Origin of the sequence: Aeromicrobium erythreum (assembly GCF_001509405.1) — a bacterium.
GTDB classification, from domain to species: Bacteria; Actinomycetota; Actinomycetes; order Propionibacteriales; family Nocardioidaceae; genus Aeromicrobium; species Aeromicrobium erythreum.
The window spans coordinates 749,766-766,223 of the sequence record NZ_CP011502.1 but is presented as its reverse complement, the minus strand read 5'-3'; the positions used below and the strand labels follow the sequence as shown (position 1 = coordinate 766,223).

Sequence of the window (16,458 nt, the reverse complement as noted above, 5' to 3'; positions counted from 1 at the left end):
GGCCGTGTCCTCACGCTTCGACGCGGACGGTGAAGTCCTCGATGACCGGGTTCGACAGCAGCGTCTCGGCGATCTGGTGCACCTCGGCGAGCGTCGACTCGTCGGCCAGCGCCACCTGCAGCTCGAACCGCTTGCCCTGACGCACGTCGGAGACGCTCTCGAACCCGAGTCGCGGGAGGGCGCCATGGACGGCCTTGCCCTGCGGGTCGAGGATCTCGGGCTTGGGCATGACGTCGACGATGATGCGGGCCATGGCCGCATCCTATCGGCGTGCCGGGCCGACCTCTGCACTCCGGCCCCCTTCACCCGGCGCGTCCGCGTCGGTCGACGTACCGTCGGAGCATGCGCGTGAGTGTGATCGGGCTGGGCGCCATGGGCGCCGGGATGGCCACGTCGACCCTGCGAGCCGGCCTCGCGACCACCGTCTGGAACCGCAGCCCGGAGAAGTCCGAGCCGCTGCGTGACGCCGGGGCCGAGGTGGGCGCGACCGCTGCCGAGGCGGTCGCCGACGCCGACGTGGTCGTCGTCTCGCTGTTCGACGAGGCGTCGGTGCAGGAGGTGCTGGAGCAGGCGCTGGCGGCGTCACCGCCGTCCGCGGTGTGGCTGCAGACCGCGACCGTCGGCCCCGAGGCCGCACGCCGGCTGCACGACCTCGCCGAGCGGCACGACCGGGTGCTCGTCGACTCCCCCGTCCTCGGCACGAAGAAGCCAGCCGCCGACGGAGCGCTGACCGTGCTCGCCTCCGGCCCCGACGACGCGCTCGCGACCGCGCGACCCGTGCTCGAGGCGATCGGCTCGCGGACCCTCGTCGTCGGCGACTCCGCCGGGCCGGCCAGTGCCCTCAAGCTGGCCTGCAACTCCTGGGTCGCGTCGGTCACCGCCGCGGCGGCGCAGGCGCTGACCCTGGCGCGGGTCCAGGGCGTCGACCCCGGCCTCTTCCTGGAGGCGATCGAGGGCTCGGCCGTCGACACCCCCTACGCCCACCTCAAGGGTCGCGCGATCCTCGACGACGACCTCACGCCGTCGTTCGGCGTCGACGGCGTCCTGAAGGACCTCTCGCTGATGCTCGACGCCGGCGCCGACGTCATGGACACCTCGCTGCTGCAGTCGGTGCGCGACCGGTTCGCGGCGGCCTCTGCAGCCGGGCACGGCGCCGACGACATGGCCGCCGTCGTCGTGGGCTTCGAGCCTCGCGACTGAGCCTGGCATGACGCGCCGCTACCCGGGCCGCCGTTGGCTCGACCGCTCGCTGCGGGACGTCGTGTCCCGCGACCACCGCATGTCACCTGCGGCGTTCCGACGTCGCCAGTGGGTGACCGCCGGCTTCGTCGTGCTGGGTGCCGTCGTGCTCGGCGTCTCGCTGCGCGTGGAGCCCGGCAGCCCGTGGTTCTACCCGCTCACGTTCGGGCTCGCGGCGGTCTGGACGGTCGGCGCCTTCGCGTCCGGTCGGCTCTATCTCGGACACATCGCCACCGACGACCCCGACGACGAGGACGGCCTCGTGCGCCCCGTCGTGCAGCCCATCGCCATCGGGCTGGCGCTCGCCGGTCTGTTCGTCGTCGGGGCGCTCGTCGTGCGCGAGATCCCCGTGCTGTCCGACCAGGTCGAGAAGGTCCTGGGGTTCGCGACGGAGGGGACGCTGCCCCTGCTGGTCGTCATCACCGCGGTCAACGGCGTGGCCGAGGAGCTGTTCTTCCGCGGCGCCGCGTACGCCGCGATCCCCCGGCACCCGGTCGTCTGGACGACGGTGGCCTACACCGCCGCCACGCTTGCCACGGGCAACGTCATGCTCGCGTTCGCCGCGGTCCTGCTCGGCGTCGTCGTGGGGCTGCAGCGTCGCGCGTCGGGCGGCATCCTCGCGCCCGTGCTCACCCACTGCACGTGGTCGCTGACGATGCTGCTCGCCCTGCCCCCGATCTTCGGGCTGCGCTAGCCGCTCCCGGCCGGCGCAGACACGACGAGGCCGGGCCCAGGAGCTCCTGGACCCGGCCGTCGGACGTCGGGCTGGCGCTCAGATCTCGCGCTTGAGGATCTTGCCGGTGGCCGTCATGGGCAGCTCGTCGCGGAACTCCACGATGCGCGGGTACTTGTACGCCGCGAACTGCTCCTTGCCCCAGGCCACCAGGTCGGCCTCGGACACGTCGTCGTGGTCCTTGTTCTTCACGACGACGGCCTTGATCTCCTCGCCGTGGCTCTCGTGCGGCACGCCGATGACGGCGACCAGCGAGACGGCCGGGTGCGTGATCAGCACCTCCTCGAGCTCGCGCGGGTACACGTTGTAGCCGCCGCGGATGATCATGTCCTTGCTGCGGTCGACGATGTAGTAGAAGCCGTCGGCGTCCTTGCGGCCGAGGTCGCCGGAGCGGAACCAGCCGTCGCGGATGGCCTCCGCCGTCGCCTCGGGACGGTCGTAGTAGCCCTTCATGACGTTGTGGCCCTTGATCGCGATCTCGCCGACGGCGGTCTTGCCGTCCTCCTCGAGGTCGTCGGGCACGTCGTTCCACTCCGCATCGATGAGCTTCATCTCGACGCCAGGGATCGGCACGCCGATCGAGCCGACCTTCGGCTCCTGCCCGTACACGGAGAACGAGGCCACCGGGGAGGTCTCCGACAGGCCGTAGCCCTCGAGGATGGTGACGCCGAAGCGGTCCTTGAACTGGCGGTGGATGTCGACCGGGAGGGCGGAGCCGCCGGCCGCGGCGACGCGCAGGCTGGCCGCGATCGCCTCGACGTCGACGCTGTCGTCCAGCGCGCCGAGCAGGCCCCAGTACATGGTGGGCACGCCCGCGAAGTAGGTGACCTTCTCCTTCAGCATGAGGCCGAGGGCGGCCTGCGCCTCGAAGCGCGGCAGCATGACCACGGTGCCGCCGAAGGCCATCGAGCCGTTCTGGATGCAGGTCTGGCCGAAGGAGTGGAACAGCGGCAGCACGCACAGGTAGGTGTCGGGGCGGTCGGCGTCGGCGCCGAACAGGTCGGCCCCGGCGAGCGCGTTGTCGCGCATGTTGCGGTGGCGCAGCTCCGCGCCCTTCGGCTGACCCGTCGTGCCCGAGGTGTAGAGGATGACGGCGGTGTCGTCGTCGTCGGTCTCGACCGTCTCGAACGTGGGCGGCTGCTGGGCGACGAGCGGCGCGTAGTACTCCGGCGGCTCCAGCGGCTCCGGCGCGGCGGAGTCGAGCTTGATGAGGAAGAAGTCCTTGCAGCCGTCGACGGCCTGGAAGCCCTCCCACGCGGCCTCGCCGATGGGCAGGTCGGGGGTGCCCTCGAACGCGAAGTAGGCGACCGCGTCGGAGTCGTCGAGGTGGTAGGCGACCTCGCGGCCCTTCAGCAGGACGTTGAGCGGGACGACCGTCGCGCCGGCCTTGAGGATGCCGTAGTAGACGATCGTGAAGTACGGCAGGTTCGGGCACGACAGCGCGACCTTGTCGCCGGGCTGGACCCCGCGCGAGACGAGCAGGTTGGCCACCTGGTTCGCGGCGCCGTCGACCTGCGCGTACGAGAGTCGGGTGTCACCGAAGACGATGGCGGTGCGGTCGGCGTACGTCGAGGCGGACTTCTCCAGCAGGGCGGCGAGGTTGGCCATCGCGGGCTCCTTCAGACGAGGGTGTGGGCGGCGTCACCACCCTACCCACGTCTCGGATACCGTCGGTACGCGAGTCCCGGACAGTCTCAGAAGGTGGAGCCGGTGAGCTGCTCGTAGGCGCGCACGTAGCGCTCGCGCGTGGCCTCGACGACGTCCGCGGGCAGGCTCGGCGGGGGCGTGTCGGAGGCCTTGTCCCACCCGGACGCGGACGAGGTGAGCCAGTCGCGCACCGGCTGCTTGTCGAACGACGGCTGCGGCCGTCCGGGCTGGTACGTCTCGGCCGGCCAGAAGCGGGACGAGTCGGGAGTGAGCACCTCGTCGGCCAGCACGATCGTGCCGTCCGGACGGGCACCGAACTCCAGCTTCGTGTCGGCCAGGATGATGCCGCGCGTGCGGGCGATCCGCTCGGCGCGGGCGTACACCTCGAGGGTCAGCGACCGCAGACGCTCCGCCACCTCGGAGCCGACCAGCTCGACGACGGCGTCGAAGTCGATGTTCTCGTCGTGGTCGCCCACGGCCGCCTTGGTGGCGGGCGTGAAGATCGGCTCCGGCAGCCGCGACCCGTCGACGAGCCCGTCGGGCAGCGGCACGCCGCACACCTCGCCCGTCGCCTGGTAGTCGGCGAGCCCCGACCCGGTCAGGTAGCCGCGCACGACGCACTCGACGGGGTACATGTCGAGCTTCTCGACGACGAGCGCACGCCCCCGCACCCGCTCGGGCACCTGGGTCGACACGACGTGGTGGGACACGACGTCGGTCAGCTGGTCGAACCACCACAGCGACATCCGCGTCAGCAGCTCCCCCTTGTCGGGGATGCCGGGGCTGAGCACGAAGTCGTACGCCGAGATCCGGTCCGACGCCACCATCAGCAGCCGGCCCGACTCGAGCTCGTAGAGGTCACGGACCTTGCCGGAGTGCAGGTGCACGGCACCGGGGACGTCAAGAGGCACGACCGACAGCCTAGGAGGTCCGCCCCCCTCCCCCGCCCACCGGCGTCCGAACGTCTCGCTCCTCGGGTGGGTGGGTCCTGTGCGTCGGTCAGGTTCGTCTCGTGCTGCGGCTGCGTCGGCGTGGCTTCGTCTCGTCCTGCGCTCCGAAAGAAGCCTCGACCGGGCGGCTGGCACCCGCGCTGGTCTGGGGTCTCGGGCTGCGGGTTGCGCTCGGGGTGGACGCAAGACTGTGCGTTGGTGCACTGACGGCCAAAGCTTCTGCGTTTGCGACGGGATCCCGTCGCCAACGCAGAACCGTGGCCCCAGAACGCAGAAACGAAGATTCCTACGTCACCCACGAGCCCAGACCAGACCCCGAGACCCCGAGCCGCCCCCAGGCCCGCTGCCGGTCGAGGCCCTTTCGGAGCCCATCCCCAGCGCCAGCCGAGGCAGCGCACCAGCAGGGCGAGACCCCCGCAGGCAGCGCACCACCAAGCCCAGACGCCCCGCGGCAGTCAACGAGCAGGCACAGAGCCCCTACGGCAGCGCACCAGCGAGGTCAGGACGTCAGAGGATCGCGCCCGGCGTGTACGCGGCGGCGGCCGGGTCGGCGGTGACGATCTCGTCGACCTGGGCGACGACGGCGGCGACCTGGGCGGTGGCGGCGCCGGTGAACTCGAGGGGGGCGGCGACGAGGGAGGCGAGGTCGGCCTCGGTGAGGGCGAGTCGCTCGTCGGCCGCGAGGCGCGCGAAGAGGTCGTTGCCGGCCGAGCCCTGCTCGCGCATCTCCAACGCGACGGCGACCGCGTGCTCCTTGATCGCCTCGTGGGCGGCCTCGCGACCCACCCCCGCGCGGACGGCGGACATCAGCACCTTGGTCGTCGCCAGGAACGGCAGGTACCGGTCGAGCTCACGCTGCACGACGGCCGGGAACACCCCGAACTCGTCGAGGACGGTCAGGAACGTCTCGAACAGCCCGTCCGCGGCGTAGAACGCGTCGGGCAGGGCCACGCGGCGCACGACGGAGCACGACACGTCGCCCTCGTTCCACTGGTCGCCGGCCAGCTCGCCCACCATCGACACGTAGCCGCGGACGATGACGGCGAGCCCGTTGACCCGCTCGCACGAGCGCGTGTTCATCTTGTGCGGCATGGCGCTCGAGCCGACCTGGCCGGGCTTGAACCCCTCGGTCACCAGCTCGTTGCCGGCCATCAGCCGGATGGTGGTCGCCAGGTTCGACGGCGCCGCCACCAGCTGCGCGAGCGACGTGACGACGTCGTAGTCGAGGGAGCGGGGGTACACCTGGCCGACGCTGGTGAGCACCCGCTCGAACCCGAGGTGCTCGGCCACGCGTTGCTCCAGCTCGGCCAGCTTGGCGAAGCCGTCTGCCGCCCCCGGCCCGGCACCCCCGCCGGGTGCACCACCCAGGAGGTCCAGCTGGTCCTGCGCGGTGCCGACGGGGCCCTTGATGCCGCGCAGCGGGTACCGGGCGAGGAGGTCGTCGAGCCGGCCGACGCCGGTCAGCAGCTCGTCGGCGACGGTCGCGAACCGCTTGCCGAGCGTGGTCGCCTGCGCCGCGACGTTGTGGCTGCGGCCCGCCATGACGAGCTCGGCGTGCTCGGCGGCGAGGCGTCCGAGCCGCGCGAGCGCCGCGACGGCCCGCGAGCGCAGCACCTGCAGCGAAGCCCGCACCTGCAGCTGCTCGACGTTCTCCGTGAGGTCGCGCGACGTCATGCCCTTGTGGATGTGCTCGCTGCCCGCGAGCGCGGCGAACTCCTCGATCCGTGCCTTCACGTCGTGCCGGGTCACGCGCTCGCGCTCGGCGATCGACGCGAGGTCCACCTGGTCCACGACGGCCTCGTACGCCTCGATCACGCCGTCGGGCGTCTCGACCCCGAGGTCACGCTGGGCCTTCAGCACGGCGATCCACAGCTGCCGCTCGAGCACGATCTTGTGCTCGGGCGACCAGATGCGCGCGATCTCGGGCGAGGCGTAGCGGTGGGCCAGAACGTTGGGCGTCGTCACGCCGCACATCATCCCACTCGTGCCACGGCAGGCGGACGGCCGTCCGGGTCAGACGGCGACGTAGTGGTCGACGTCCTCGAGGAGGATCCGCGTGCCGGTGTCGCCGTCCCACGACGCGCGGATGCCGTGTCGCTCGAGCACCGGCAGCACGTCGTCGCGCACGAGGGTGGTGACGAGCTCGGCGTAGGTGGCGTCCTGCTGCGCGGAGTCGAGCGCCTCCCACGCGTCGCGCGGCAGGTGCGCGCTGAGGAAGACGCCGTAGCCGACGTAGGTCTGCCGGGTCTCCAGCAGCGTCTCGGTGTCCTGCTGGTGGAAGTAGACGTAGCCGCGCCAGCGTCGGGAGTCGTCCCGCTCGGCGCCGATCTCGTCGGACGCGCAGCTGGCGCAGCACGTGAAGTCGGGTCGGGCCAGCACGCCGGCGGTCTCGAGGTCGTCGAACGCGGCCCGCAGGGGCGTGCGGGTGACGTCGTCGGTCCACGCCGCCTGCTGCTCGCGCCGGGCCCGCACCAGGTGCCGGAAGGCCTCGGTGGTCTGCTCGGGAGTGACGTCGAGCTCGTCGAGCTCGTCCTCGCGCACCTCGAGCAGGTCCTCGACCTCGGTCCGCCCCAGGACCACGTCCTGCCACAGCAGCTCGCGCAGCGCCTCCTCGACGTCGGCGGGCAGGCGCAGCGACGACGGCAGGACCAGCCCGGGCGGCTGGTCGTTGAGCCCTCCCGCCGGCGCCGGCGCGGTCGAGGTGGCCTGCTGCGGGCTGCGGCCACGCAACCGCGACCAGAACCCTCGACGCTGCCCCGACCCGGACATCAGACCTCGATCTCCCCGCGCTGCGCCGCCAGCGCGATGTCGCTGCGGAACTGGGCTCCGTCGAAGGAGATCGCGTCGACCCCGGCGTAGGCCCGGTCGCGGGCGTGCTCGAGGTCCTCGCCGACGGCGGTGACCGCCAGGACGCGTCCGCCGCTCGTCACGAGCCGGCCCCCACCCTCGACGCTGTCGTCGAGGGCGGTGCCGGCGTGGATGACGTCGACCCCCTCGATGGCGTTCGCGGCACCGACGCCGAGGATCACGTCGCCCGACCGCGACGACGCCGGGTAGCCGGCCGACGACATGACCACCGTGACGGCCGTGCCGTCGTGCCACGCGGGCAGCCCGACGGCGTCGAGGGTGCCGGTGGCGGCGCCGTGCAGCAGCGAGGCGAGCGGGGTGCGCAGCAGGGCCAGGATCGCCTGCGTCTCGGGGTCGCCGAAGCGGGCGTTGAACTCGACGACGCGCACGCCCCTCGACGTCAGGGCGAGGCCTGCGTAGAGGAGGCCCTGGAACGGGGAGCCCCGGCGGGCCATCTCCTGCACGGTGGGCACGAGCACGCGGCGGGTCACCTCGGCCACCAGGTCGTCGGGCGCCCACGTGAGGGGCGTGTACGCGCCCATGCCGCCGGTGTTGGGGCCGGCGTCGCCGTCGAGGGCTCGCTTGAAGTCCTGCGCCGGCTGGAGCGGGAGGACGGTCTCGCCGTCGGTGATGGCGAACAGCGACACCTCCGGGCCGTCGAGAAACTCCTCGATGACCACCCGGTCGCAGCCGGCCGCGTGGTCCACGGCCTCCTGGCGGTCCTCGGTGACGACGACGCCCTTCCCGGCGGCGAGCGCGTCGTCCTTGACGACGTAGGGCGGACCGAAGGCGTCGAGCGCGGCGGCCACCTCCTCGGCGGTCTCGCACACGTGCGCCATCGCGGTGGGCACCTCGGCGGCGGCCATCACCTGCTTCGCGAAGGCCTTCGAGCCCTCAAGCTGCGCGGCGGCCCGACTCGGCCCGAAGCAGGCGATCCCGGCGTCGCGCACGGCGTCGGCGACCCCGGCGACGAGCGGCGCCTCCGGGCCGACGACGACGAGGTCGGCACCGATCGACGTGGCGAGCGCGGCGACGGCGGCACCGTCGAGCGGGTCGACCTCGTGCAGCGTCGCGACGTCGGCGATGCCAGGGTTGCCGGGTGCCGCGTGCACCTCGGTGACCTGCGGGTCGCGGGACAGGGCCAGGGCCAGGGCGTGCTCGCGTCCGCCGGTACCGATCACCAGAGTCTTCACGCTGCCCGACCCTATCGCCCCGACGACCACGCCCGGACCGACGACCGCCCCGCTCAGAGCAGGTCGTGCAGGACCACGGTCTCCTCGCGGTCCGGGCCCACGCCGACCGCGGAGATGCGGGCGCCGGACATCTTCTCGATGGCCCGGACGTACGCCTGGGCCGCAGCCGGCAGGTCGTCCATGGTGCGGGCGCCGGAGATGTCCTCGCTCCAGCCGTCGAAGAACTCGTAGATCGGCTTCGCGTGGTGGAAGCCGGTCTGCGTCGTCGGCATCTCGTCGACCCGCTCGCCGTCGACGTCGTACGCCACGCAGACCGGGATGCGGTCCCAGCCGGTGAGCACGTCGAGCTTGGTGAGCACGAAGTCGGTGACGCCGTTGATGCGGGCCGCGTAGCGCGCGACGGGCGCGTCGTACCAGCCGCAGCGGCGCGGGCGACCGGTCGTGGTGCCGAACTCGCCGCCGTTGGTGCGCAGACGCTCGCCGTCCCCCTCAGGATCGTTGCTGCCGAAGAGCTCGGTCGGGAACGGTCCCTCGCCGACGCGCGTGGCATAGGCCTTGACGATGCCGATGACGCGGGTGATGCGCGTCGGCGGGATGCCCGACCCGGTGCAGGCGCCACCGGTCGTGGCCGACGACGACGTCACGAACGGGTAGGTGCCGTGGTCGACGTCGAGCAGCGTGGCCTGGCCTGCCTCGAGCAGCACCGTCTCGTCGCGGTCGAGGGCCTCGTGCAGCACGAGGGCGGTGTCGGCGACCATCGGGCGCAGCCGCTCGGCGTGCACGAGCAGCTGGTCGACGATCTCGTCGACGCTGACCGCACGGCGGTTGTAGACCTTGGTGAGCATCTGGTTCTTCAGCTCGAGCGCGCCCTCGACCTTGGCGCGCAGGATCTTCTCGTCGAAGAGGTCCTGCACGCGCACGCCGAGGCGGTTCATCTTGTCGGCGTACGTCGGCCCGATGCCTCGGCCGGTGGTACCGATCTTGCGGCTGCCGAGGAACCGCTCGGTCACCTTGTCGAGGGTGCGGTTGTAGTCGGCGATGAGGTGGGCGTTGGCGCTCACGCGCAGCTTGCTGGTGTCGATGCCGCGCGCCTCGAGCGCGTCGATCTCCTCGAACAGGACGTCGAGATCGATGACGACACCGTTGCCGATGATCGGCGTGCAGCCGGGGCTCAGGATGCCGCTGGGCAGCAGGTGCAGGGCGTACTTCTCGTCGCCGATGACGACGGTGTGGCCGGCGTTGTTGCCGCCGTTGAACTTGACGACGTAGTCGACGCGGCTGCCGAGCAGGTCGGTGGCCTTGCCCTTGCCCTCGTCTCCCCACTGGGCTCCGACGATGACGACTGCGGGCATGCGATGCACCCCTCGAGGTTGGTTCGTGCTGTGCGGTGAACAGGCGACAAGCCCCGGGCGTCCGGGGCCTGACAGCCGCATCGTATCGGGCCGGACGCCCCTCGGGCCAATGCACGACGGCCACGACGGTGCGTCCGGTGCGTCCGGGCCCTAGGCTCGCAGGGGCGCCGTCGTCGACGGTGCTCTCGGGGCCGCACGCAGAGGGAGCGCCATGACCGACAGCAGGCCGTGGGTGGCGGTGGTGAACGCCCAGGCGGGCAGCAGCGACGACCCGCGCCTCGAGGAGGCGCTCGACGTGCTGCGCGCGCACGCCCCGCTGGAGGTGCGGCGCACCGAGGACCGCGACGACCTGCAGGACGCGGTGGCCGCAGCGCGCGGTGGCGTCGTGGTGGCGGTCGGTGGCGACGGCAGCATCCACGCCGTCGTCACGGCGGTCGACGACCTCGACCTCTTCGACGACGTCGAGGTGGCGATCGTGCCGCTCGGCACCGGCAACGACTTCGTGCGCACGCTCGGCCTGAGCGACGACCCGGTCGAGGCGGCCCGTCAGGCCGTCGACTGCGTGGCCCGCCCTGCCGACGTGATCCGCGACGGCCAGGACCGGCTCGTGGTCAACGCCGCGCACGTGGGTCTGGGCGCCGAGGCGAACGTGAAGGCGACCCCGTGGAAGAAGGCGTTCGGCCCCGTCGGGTACGCCATCGGCGCGGCGATCACGGGCGTGGTGGGCAAGGGCTTCCGCGCGACGGTGCACGTCGACGGCCAGCGCATCGACTCGCCCCGCCGACTCATCCAGGTGGCCGTCGGCAACGGACGCTACGTCGGGGGCGGCGCGCCGCTGCTCCCCGCCGCGGACCCGTTCGACGGGAGCCTCGACGTCGCGGTCGTGTGGGCGCACGCCCGGTGGAAGCGGCTCGGGTACGCGTACCGCCTGCGTCGCGGCCGCCACCCGATGCGCGACGACGTCGTCTACCTCAAGGGTCGCGAGGTCGTGGTGCAGGGCGAGGCACTGCAGGCCAACCTCGACGGCGAGATCTGCGACGCGAGCCCCCGGCACCACTGGGTGGTCGAGCCGGGTCGGCTGAGGCTGCGCGCCCCCGCCGACGCGCCCCCGCCGCTGGAGGACTGACAGCGTCGACGAACGAAGGGGCCGACGATCTGGGCGGAGCGGCTCAGACGAGCTGCGCGTACGCCTCGGGGCTCGACTCGTGCAGGAACTCGCGGCAGCGGTGCGCCTCGGCGTCGTCGCCGAGCCGCTCGGATCCGGTGGCGAGCGCCGCGAGGGAGCGCAGGAAGCCCTGGTTCGGCGCGTGCGACCACGGCACGGGCCCGAAGCCCTTCCAGCCGTTGCGACGCAGCGCGTCGAGCGAGCGGTGGTAGGCCGTGCGCGCGAACGCATAGCCCTCCAGGTCGTCACCGGCGTCCAGAGCCTCCTGCGCCAGCAGCGCCCACGCCAGCACCGAGTCGGGGTGCTCCGAGGCCACGGTCCGCGCCGACGTGCCCGACGCCAGCTCCTGCGCGCCCGGGTCCTCGGGAAGGAACGTCTCCGGCGGCTCACCCAGCAAGTTCGTCATGCCGTGAACCCTACGCACCGCGCCAGCGGGTGCGTCGATGCGGCTTCTCCCTCGACCTGCGGCTGCGCCGGTGTGGCTCGTGTTGGGGTGGGGCTGCGCCGGCGCGGCTTCGCGCTCGGGTGGGGCTGCGTCCGCGCGGTTTCGTGCTCGGGTGGGGGTGCGTCGGCGCGGCTTCGTCCTCGGGTGGGGCTGCGTCGGCGCGGTTTCGACTCGTCCTGCGCTCCGAAAGGGCCTCGACCGGGCGGCTGGCAGCGGCGGCGGCTCGGGTTCTCGGGCTGTGGCCTGCTTGGGACGCAGGAGTTTGCGTTGGCGCGTCCTGAGCGGTGGATTTGCCACCGCATCGCCCTCGGCGGTGGATCTGTCACCTTCTCAGCGCTGTACAGGTGGAGAATCCACCGCCGACGTGGTCAGGCCTGGCAGGGCTTCTGCGTTCGCGAGGGGATCCCGTAGCAAACGCAGAAGCCTTGGCACTCCCGCACCCGAACGCAGATTCTTGTGTTCACCCGTGCCGAAGCCACAGCCCGAGTGCTCGACCCACCGCTGACGCCAGCCGCCCGGTCGAGGCCTTTTCGGAGACCAGACCGAGCGCGAGTCGAGGCGGCGCAGCAGCACGACGAGACTCCCCGCGGCAGCGCAGCAGCACGACGAGACCCCTGCGACAGCGCACCGGCAAGTCGTCAAGACCGCAACCGCACGACGAGCCAGTACCCCTACTCCCCCGGCGCGAGCAGCTCCGCGAGGTGAAGGGCCGGGACGTCGGCGAGGTCGTCGAGCTGGGTGCGGCAGGAGAAGCCGTCGGCGAGGACGACGGCACCCTCGCCCATGGCGCGGACGGCTGGCATGAGCTGCTGCTCGGCGACGGCGACGGACACTTCGTAGTGGCCGCGCTCGACGCCGAAGTTGCCGGCGAGTCCGCAGCAGCCGGAGAGTCGGGTGACGGTCGCGCCGGTGCGGCCGAGGACGTCGAGGTCGGCGGCGAAGCCGAGCACCGACGACTGGTGGCAGTGCGGCTGCACGACCACCTCGGTGCCGCTGAGGTCGGGGGCCTGCCAGCCCTCGGTACGGGCGAGCAGCTCCGCGAGCGTGAAGACCCCCTGCGCGACCTCGGCTGCACGCGGATCGTCGGTGAGCTCCACGGCGTCGGAGCGCAGCACCGCGAGGCACGACGGCTCGAGGCCCACGACCGGCACCCCGTCCGCGACGTACTCGTGCAGCACCCCGACCGTGCGCTCGACGAGCGAGCGGGCGGTGTCGAGCTGGCCGGTCGTGATCCACGTGAGTCCGCAGCATGCCTGCTTCTGGACGACCTCGACCCGGTAGCCGGCCGACTCGAGCAGCCGCACCGCGGCGTGACCGCCCGACGTCGAGAAGTACTCCGTGAACGAGTCCGCCCAGATCGCGACCCGGGGCCGGTCGGTGCGCGTCGCGGACGCCTCGAGGGCCGGCCGAGCGGCCCGGCTGAACCGACGCGTCGCGAACGACGGCAGGCTGCGACGCTGGTCGACGCCAGCCACCCAGCGTGCGACGTGGGCAAGCCCCGGCACCCGCAGGGCCAGGTTCGCAAGGGCCGCGACGGGCGACGTCAGCCGTGCCCAGAACGGCAGCTTCCCGAGGACGTAGTGGCTGCGCGGCCGCATCCGACCCTTGTAGGTCTGGTGCAGCACCTCGGACTTGTAGGTCGCCATGTCGATGCCCGTCGGGCAGTCGTTGAGGCAGCCCTTGCACGACAGGCAGAGGTCGAGCGCCTCGTGCACCTCCGGCGCGCGGTAGCCGCCGGTCACCAGCCGCCCGTCGACCATCTCCTGCAGCACGCGCGCGCGTCCGCGGGTGGAGTCCTTCTCGTCGCGGGTGGCCTGGAAGGAGGGACACATGACGCCGTGCGACGCCTTGTTGTCGGCGAGGCACTTGCCGACGCCCGTGCACCGGTGCACGGCCGCGCCGAGGTCGCCGTCGTCGTGCAGCAGCCGCAGGCCGCGGCGCGATCCCTGCAGGCCGGGCGCCCACCCTCGACCCTGCGTCCGCAGATCGGCGTCCAGCGCACGGACACCCGGCACGGGTGCCCGCCCCTGCGCGGCGGACGGCAGAGCAGCGGGGGCGACGAGCACGCCGGGGTTGAGCAGGTCGTCGGGGTCGAGGACGTGCTTGACGCCCCGGAACAGCGCGATGGCCTGCTCGGAGTACATGAGCGGCAGCAGCTCCGACCGGGCGCGACCGTCGCCGTGCTCGCCCGAGAACGAGCCGCCGTGGGTGGCGGTGAGCCGGGCGGCGTCCTCGATGAACGCGCGGTAGCCGGCGTGTCCCCCGGGCTCGGACAGCGGGAAGTCGATGCGCACGTGCACGCAGCCGTCGCCGAGGTGGCCGTACGGCTCGCCGTTCAGGCCGTGCTGCTGGAGGAGGGCGTCGAAGTCGCGCAGGTACTGCCCGACCCGCTCGGGCGGCACGGCCGCGTCCTCCCAGCCCGACAGGGCCGGTCGGTCCCAGATGCGCGACGCCAGGCCCGCACCCTCCTCGCGGATCCGCCAGAACGCGGCCTGCTCGGCCACCGACGTCACGTGCCGGTGCGACAGCGAGGCGGAGTCCGCGACGACGCGCTCGGCCTGGGCCGCGAGCTCGGCGGGGTCGTCGCCGGCGAGCTCGACGTAGAGGTAGCCGCCGCCGCGCGGGTAGTCGGGCACGCCGGCAGCCCCCTTGGCGGCGCGGTACACCTCGATGATCCGCTCGCCGAGGCCCTCGCAGGCGATCGGGCCGTGCGGGAGCATCGTGGGCACGTCGTCGCCGGCCTCGGCCATCGAGCCGTAGCCGAGGACCACGAGGTGCACGTGCCGCGGGGTCTGCACGAGGTCGACGGTGGCGCCGAGCAGGACGCCCAGCGTCCCCTCGGTGCCGGCCATGAACGACGCGACGTCGAAGCCGCGCTCGGGGAGCAGGTGCTCGAGGCTGTAGCCCGACACCTGGCGGCCGAAGCGGCCGAGCTCGGTGCGGACGGTCCCCAGGTCGGCCGCGACGACGTCGCGCAGCCGGTCGAGCGTCGGCGACGTCGTGGCGACGTCGCGTCCGATCGTCAGCCGCTCGCCCGTGCCGGTGACGACGTCGAGGGCCGCGACGTTGTCGGAGCTGCGGCCGTACCCGAGGGCGCGGTTCCCGCAGGCGTTGTTGCCGATCATGCCGCCGACCGTGCAGCGCGTGTGCGTCGACGGGTCGGGGCCGAAGCGCAGTCCCTGCGGCGCGGCGACCTTCTGCAGCGCGGCGTGCACGATGCCCGGGTCGACCCGCGCCACCCGCCGCTCGACGTCGACCTCGTGGACCCGGTTCAGGTGCTTCGCGAAGTCGACGACGATCCCGGTGCCGACCGCGTTGCCGGCGATGGAGGTACCTGCGCCGCGTGAGGTGACGGGCACCCCGGTGGCGCGCGACGCGTCGAGCACGGCGAGCACCTCCTCGACCGACCGTGGCCGGACCACGACCTGCGGCACGACGCGGTACAGCGACGCGTCGGTGCTGTAGAGCGCGCGGGTGGTGCTGGAGTCGTCGACGTCGACGACCTCGCGGCGGCGGAGCTCGGCGACGACGTCGGCCGGGGATGCGGCCACGTCGGGGCCGACGGTGTCGACGCTCACCAGAGCTCGAGCGAGGCGTCGAGGATGCCGGCGACGTCGTCCTCGGTGACGTCGCGGGGGGCGGTGGCCAGGAGTCGCTGCTGCTTCATGGCTCCGTCGACGAGCGGGTCGAGGTCGTTGCTGCCGAAGCCGACGGCGGAGAGCCCGGCGGGGATGCCGACGTCGCGCATGATCGCGGTGAGCACCTGCGGGAGCAGGTCGGCGGGGTCCGCGGGCATGCTCGCGTCGGGGTCGAGCAGACGCGCGGCGCGCACGTGACGCTCGGGCGCGGCCTCGAAGGTGAACCGGAAGGCGGCGGGCGCGGTGAGCGAGACGGCCATGCCGTGCGGCACGAGCCCCGCGTGCCCGGAGGCGCCGTCGTCGCCCGGGTACCCCTCGGGCCGGAACTCCCGCACCTGGCCGGCGATCGGATAGGCGTTGGCGTGCGGGATATGCACGCCCGCGTTGCCGAAGCCCAGTCCGGCGAAGGTGGCGGCCGTGGCCACCTCGGTGCGCGCGTCGAGGTCGTCGCCGTGGCTGACCGCGCGGCGGAAGGACCCTGCCATGAGCGCCAGCGCGCGCTCGGACCAGACGTCGGAGATCGGGTTCGACCCGCAGTAGGGCACGCGCTCACCGGCCTGCTTCGCCTCGTACGACGTGTAGGGGCGTGCCGTGTAGCTCTCGAGCGCGTGGCACAGGATGTCCAGGCCCGACGCGGCCGTCACCGACGCAGGCTGGGTGAGCGTCAGCTCGGGGTCGACGACGGCCAGGACCGGGCGCAGCCGCGGGTGCGAGATGCCGGTCTTCACGTGCTGGTCGACGACGTCGAGCACGCAGATGGTGGTGCTCTCGCTGCCGGTCCCCGTGGTCGTGGGCACGGCCACGAGTGGCAGGAGCGGCTGGCTCGGGGCACGCCCCTTGCCGACCGGCGCGTTGACGTAGTCCATCAGCTCGCCGTCGTTGGTGAGCAGGAGCGCGACGGCCTTGGCGGTGTCGATGCTGCTGCCGCCGCCGACCGCCAGGACGGCGTCGACGGGGCCGGCGTCGCGGGCGAAGGCGACCGCGTCCTCGAGACTGCCGTCGGTCGGCTCGACCCGGGCGCCGTCGAAGACGACGACGTCGAGGCCGTCGGCGGCCAGGCGGTCGGCGATCTCGGCCGGTCGACCGGTCGCGGCGACGCCGGCGTCGGTGACGAGCAGGACGCGGCGGGCGCCGAGCTCGGCGAGGTCGTGCCCGAGCTCGTGCCGGGCGCCGACGCCGAGCTTCAGGCGCGGGGCGCCGTAGGTGAAGACGGTCTCGGGGTGGTGGGGGGCGAAGCCGGACATGCCGC

12 protein-coding genes and 1 pseudogene are annotated in these 16,458 nt (G+C 72.8%); 3 read left to right on the top strand and 10 right to left on the bottom strand.

Annotated features, from left to right (window positions below):
- Nucleotides 1–10: 10 nt before the first annotated feature.
- Entirely contained in the window at nucleotides 11–253 is a 243-nt protein-coding gene (gene purS, locus Aeryth_RS03730; protein ID WP_067854807.1) for a phosphoribosylformylglycinamidine synthase subunit PurS, read from the bottom strand.
- A gap of 89 nt (nucleotides 254–342) precedes the next feature.
- On the opposite strand from purS, the gene Aeryth_RS03725 reads away from it, so the two are divergent.
- Nucleotides 343–1,200: an NAD(P)-dependent oxidoreductase gene (locus tag Aeryth_RS03725; protein ID WP_083516232.1), complete on the top strand. Its 858-nt coding sequence runs from the start codon at nucleotides 343–345 to the stop codon at nucleotides 1,198–1,200.
- Between the two features lie 7 nt (nucleotides 1,201–1,207).
- On the top strand, nucleotides 1,208–1,933 hold the full coding sequence (locus tag Aeryth_RS03720) for a CPBP family intramembrane glutamic endopeptidase (RefSeq protein ID WP_067854805.1): 726 nt from the start codon (nucleotides 1,208–1,210) through the stop codon (nucleotides 1,931–1,933).
- 78 nt (nucleotides 1,934–2,011) lie between these two features.
- On the opposite strand, the gene Aeryth_RS03715 is transcribed toward Aeryth_RS03720, so the two are convergent.
- The 6 genes and pseudogenes from Aeryth_RS03715 to Aeryth_RS03690 all read right to left on the bottom strand — a co-directional run bounded on the left by Aeryth_RS03715 (nucleotide 2,012) and on the right by Aeryth_RS03690 (nucleotide 9,961).
- Entirely contained in the window at nucleotides 2,012–3,580 is a 1,569-nt protein-coding gene (locus Aeryth_RS03715) for a long-chain-fatty-acid--CoA ligase (protein ID WP_067854803.1), read from the bottom strand.
- Between the two features lie 98 nt (nucleotides 3,581–3,678).
- Nucleotides 3,679–4,530 (bottom strand): annotated as a pseudogene (locus tag Aeryth_RS03710) (phosphoribosylaminoimidazolesuccinocarboxamide synthase); the annotation flags it as partial.
- 546 nt (nucleotides 4,531–5,076) lie between these two features.
- The gene (purB, locus tag Aeryth_RS03705) at nucleotides 5,077–6,543 is read right to left on the bottom strand and encodes an adenylosuccinate lyase (RefSeq protein ID WP_067861305.1); all 1,467 of its coding nucleotides are present in this window, start codon (nucleotides 6,541–6,543) and stop codon (nucleotides 5,077–5,079) included.
- Nucleotides 6,544–6,582: 39 nt separating this feature from the next.
- Nucleotides 6,583–7,338, bottom strand: a complete 756-nt coding sequence (locus tag Aeryth_RS03700) for a DUF6891 domain-containing protein (protein WP_067854798.1) — start codon at nucleotides 7,336–7,338, stop codon at nucleotides 6,583–6,585.
- A complete protein-coding gene (purD, locus tag Aeryth_RS03695) occupies nucleotides 7,338–8,609 on the bottom strand; it encodes a phosphoribosylamine--glycine ligase (protein ID WP_067861304.1) in 1,272 nt (423 codons plus the stop codon). Before purD ends, Aeryth_RS03700 begins: the two co-directional genes overlap by 1 nt.
- Nucleotides 8,610–8,662: 53 nt before the next feature.
- The gene (locus Aeryth_RS03690) at nucleotides 8,663–9,961 is read right to left on the bottom strand and encodes an adenylosuccinate synthase (RefSeq protein ID WP_067854796.1); all 1,299 of its coding nucleotides are present in this window, start codon (nucleotides 9,959–9,961) and stop codon (nucleotides 8,663–8,665) included.
- 211 nt (nucleotides 9,962–10,172) lie between these two features.
- Between Aeryth_RS03690 and Aeryth_RS03685 the strand changes: the two genes are divergently transcribed.
- On the top strand, nucleotides 10,173–11,087 hold the full coding sequence (locus Aeryth_RS03685) for a diacylglycerol/lipid kinase family protein (RefSeq protein ID WP_067854793.1): 915 nt from the start codon (nucleotides 10,173–10,175) through the stop codon (nucleotides 11,085–11,087).
- 43 nt (nucleotides 11,088–11,130) lie between these two features.
- Here the strand turns inward: Aeryth_RS03685 and Aeryth_RS03680 are convergent, their stop codons facing one another.
- The 3 genes from Aeryth_RS03680 to Aeryth_RS03670 all read right to left on the bottom strand — a co-directional run bounded on the left by Aeryth_RS03680 (nucleotide 11,131) and on the right by Aeryth_RS03670 (nucleotide 16,453).
- Nucleotides 11,131–11,532 carry a DUF3151 domain-containing protein gene (locus Aeryth_RS03680; RefSeq protein WP_067854790.1) on the bottom strand — a complete coding sequence of 134 codons (402 nt, stop codon included), beginning with the start codon at nucleotides 11,530–11,532 and terminating at the stop codon, nucleotides 11,131–11,133.
- 710 nt (nucleotides 11,533–12,242) lie between these two features.
- Nucleotides 12,243–15,149 (bottom strand): FAD-binding and (Fe-S)-binding domain-containing protein, encoded by a 2,907-nt coding sequence (locus tag Aeryth_RS03675; protein ID WP_067854787.1) that lies wholly within the window; start codon nucleotides 15,147–15,149, stop codon nucleotides 12,243–12,245.
- Nucleotides 15,146–16,453: a hydroxyacid-oxoacid transhydrogenase gene (locus tag Aeryth_RS03670; RefSeq protein WP_067854785.1), complete on the bottom strand. Its 1,308-nt coding sequence runs from the start codon at nucleotides 16,451–16,453 to the stop codon at nucleotides 15,146–15,148. Before Aeryth_RS03670 ends, Aeryth_RS03675 begins: the two co-directional genes overlap by 4 nt.
- Nucleotides 16,454–16,458 lie beyond the last annotated feature (5 nt).

Bases quoted from the DNA above. Each gene is read 5' to 3' on its own strand.
- purS (WP_067854807.1), bottom strand. From the start codon at position 253: ATGGCCCGCATCATCGTCGACGTCATGCCCAAGCCCGAGATCCTCGAC.
- Aeryth_RS03725 (WP_083516232.1), top strand. From the start codon at position 343: ATGCGCGTGAGTGTGATCGGGCTGGGCGCCATGGGCGCCGGGATGGCC.
- Aeryth_RS03720 (WP_067854805.1), top strand. From the start codon at position 1,208: ATGACGCGCCGCTACCCGGGCCGCCGTTGGCTCGACCGCTCGCTGCGG.
- Aeryth_RS03715 (WP_067854803.1), bottom strand. From the start codon at position 3,580: ATGGCCAACCTCGCCGCCCTGCTGGAGAAGTCCGCCTCGACGTACGCC.
- purB (WP_067861305.1), bottom strand. From the start codon at position 6,543: ATGTGCGGCGTGACGACGCCCAACGTTCTGGCCCACCGCTACGCCTCG.
- Aeryth_RS03700 (WP_067854798.1), bottom strand. From the start codon at position 7,338: ATGTCCGGGTCGGGGCAGCGTCGAGGGTTCTGGTCGCGGTTGCGTGGC.
- Aeryth_RS03690 (WP_067854796.1), bottom strand. From the start codon at position 9,961: ATGCCCGCAGTCGTCATCGTCGGAGCCCAGTGGGGAGACGAGGGCAAG.
- Aeryth_RS03685 (WP_067854793.1), top strand. From the start codon at position 10,173: ATGACCGACAGCAGGCCGTGGGTGGCGGTGGTGAACGCCCAGGCGGGC.
- Aeryth_RS03680 (WP_067854790.1), bottom strand. From the start codon at position 11,532: ATGACGAACTTGCTGGGTGAGCCGCCGGAGACGTTCCTTCCCGAGGAC.
- Aeryth_RS03670 (WP_067854785.1), bottom strand. From the start codon at position 16,453: ATGTCCGGCTTCGCCCCCCACCACCCCGAGACCGTCTTCACCTACGGC.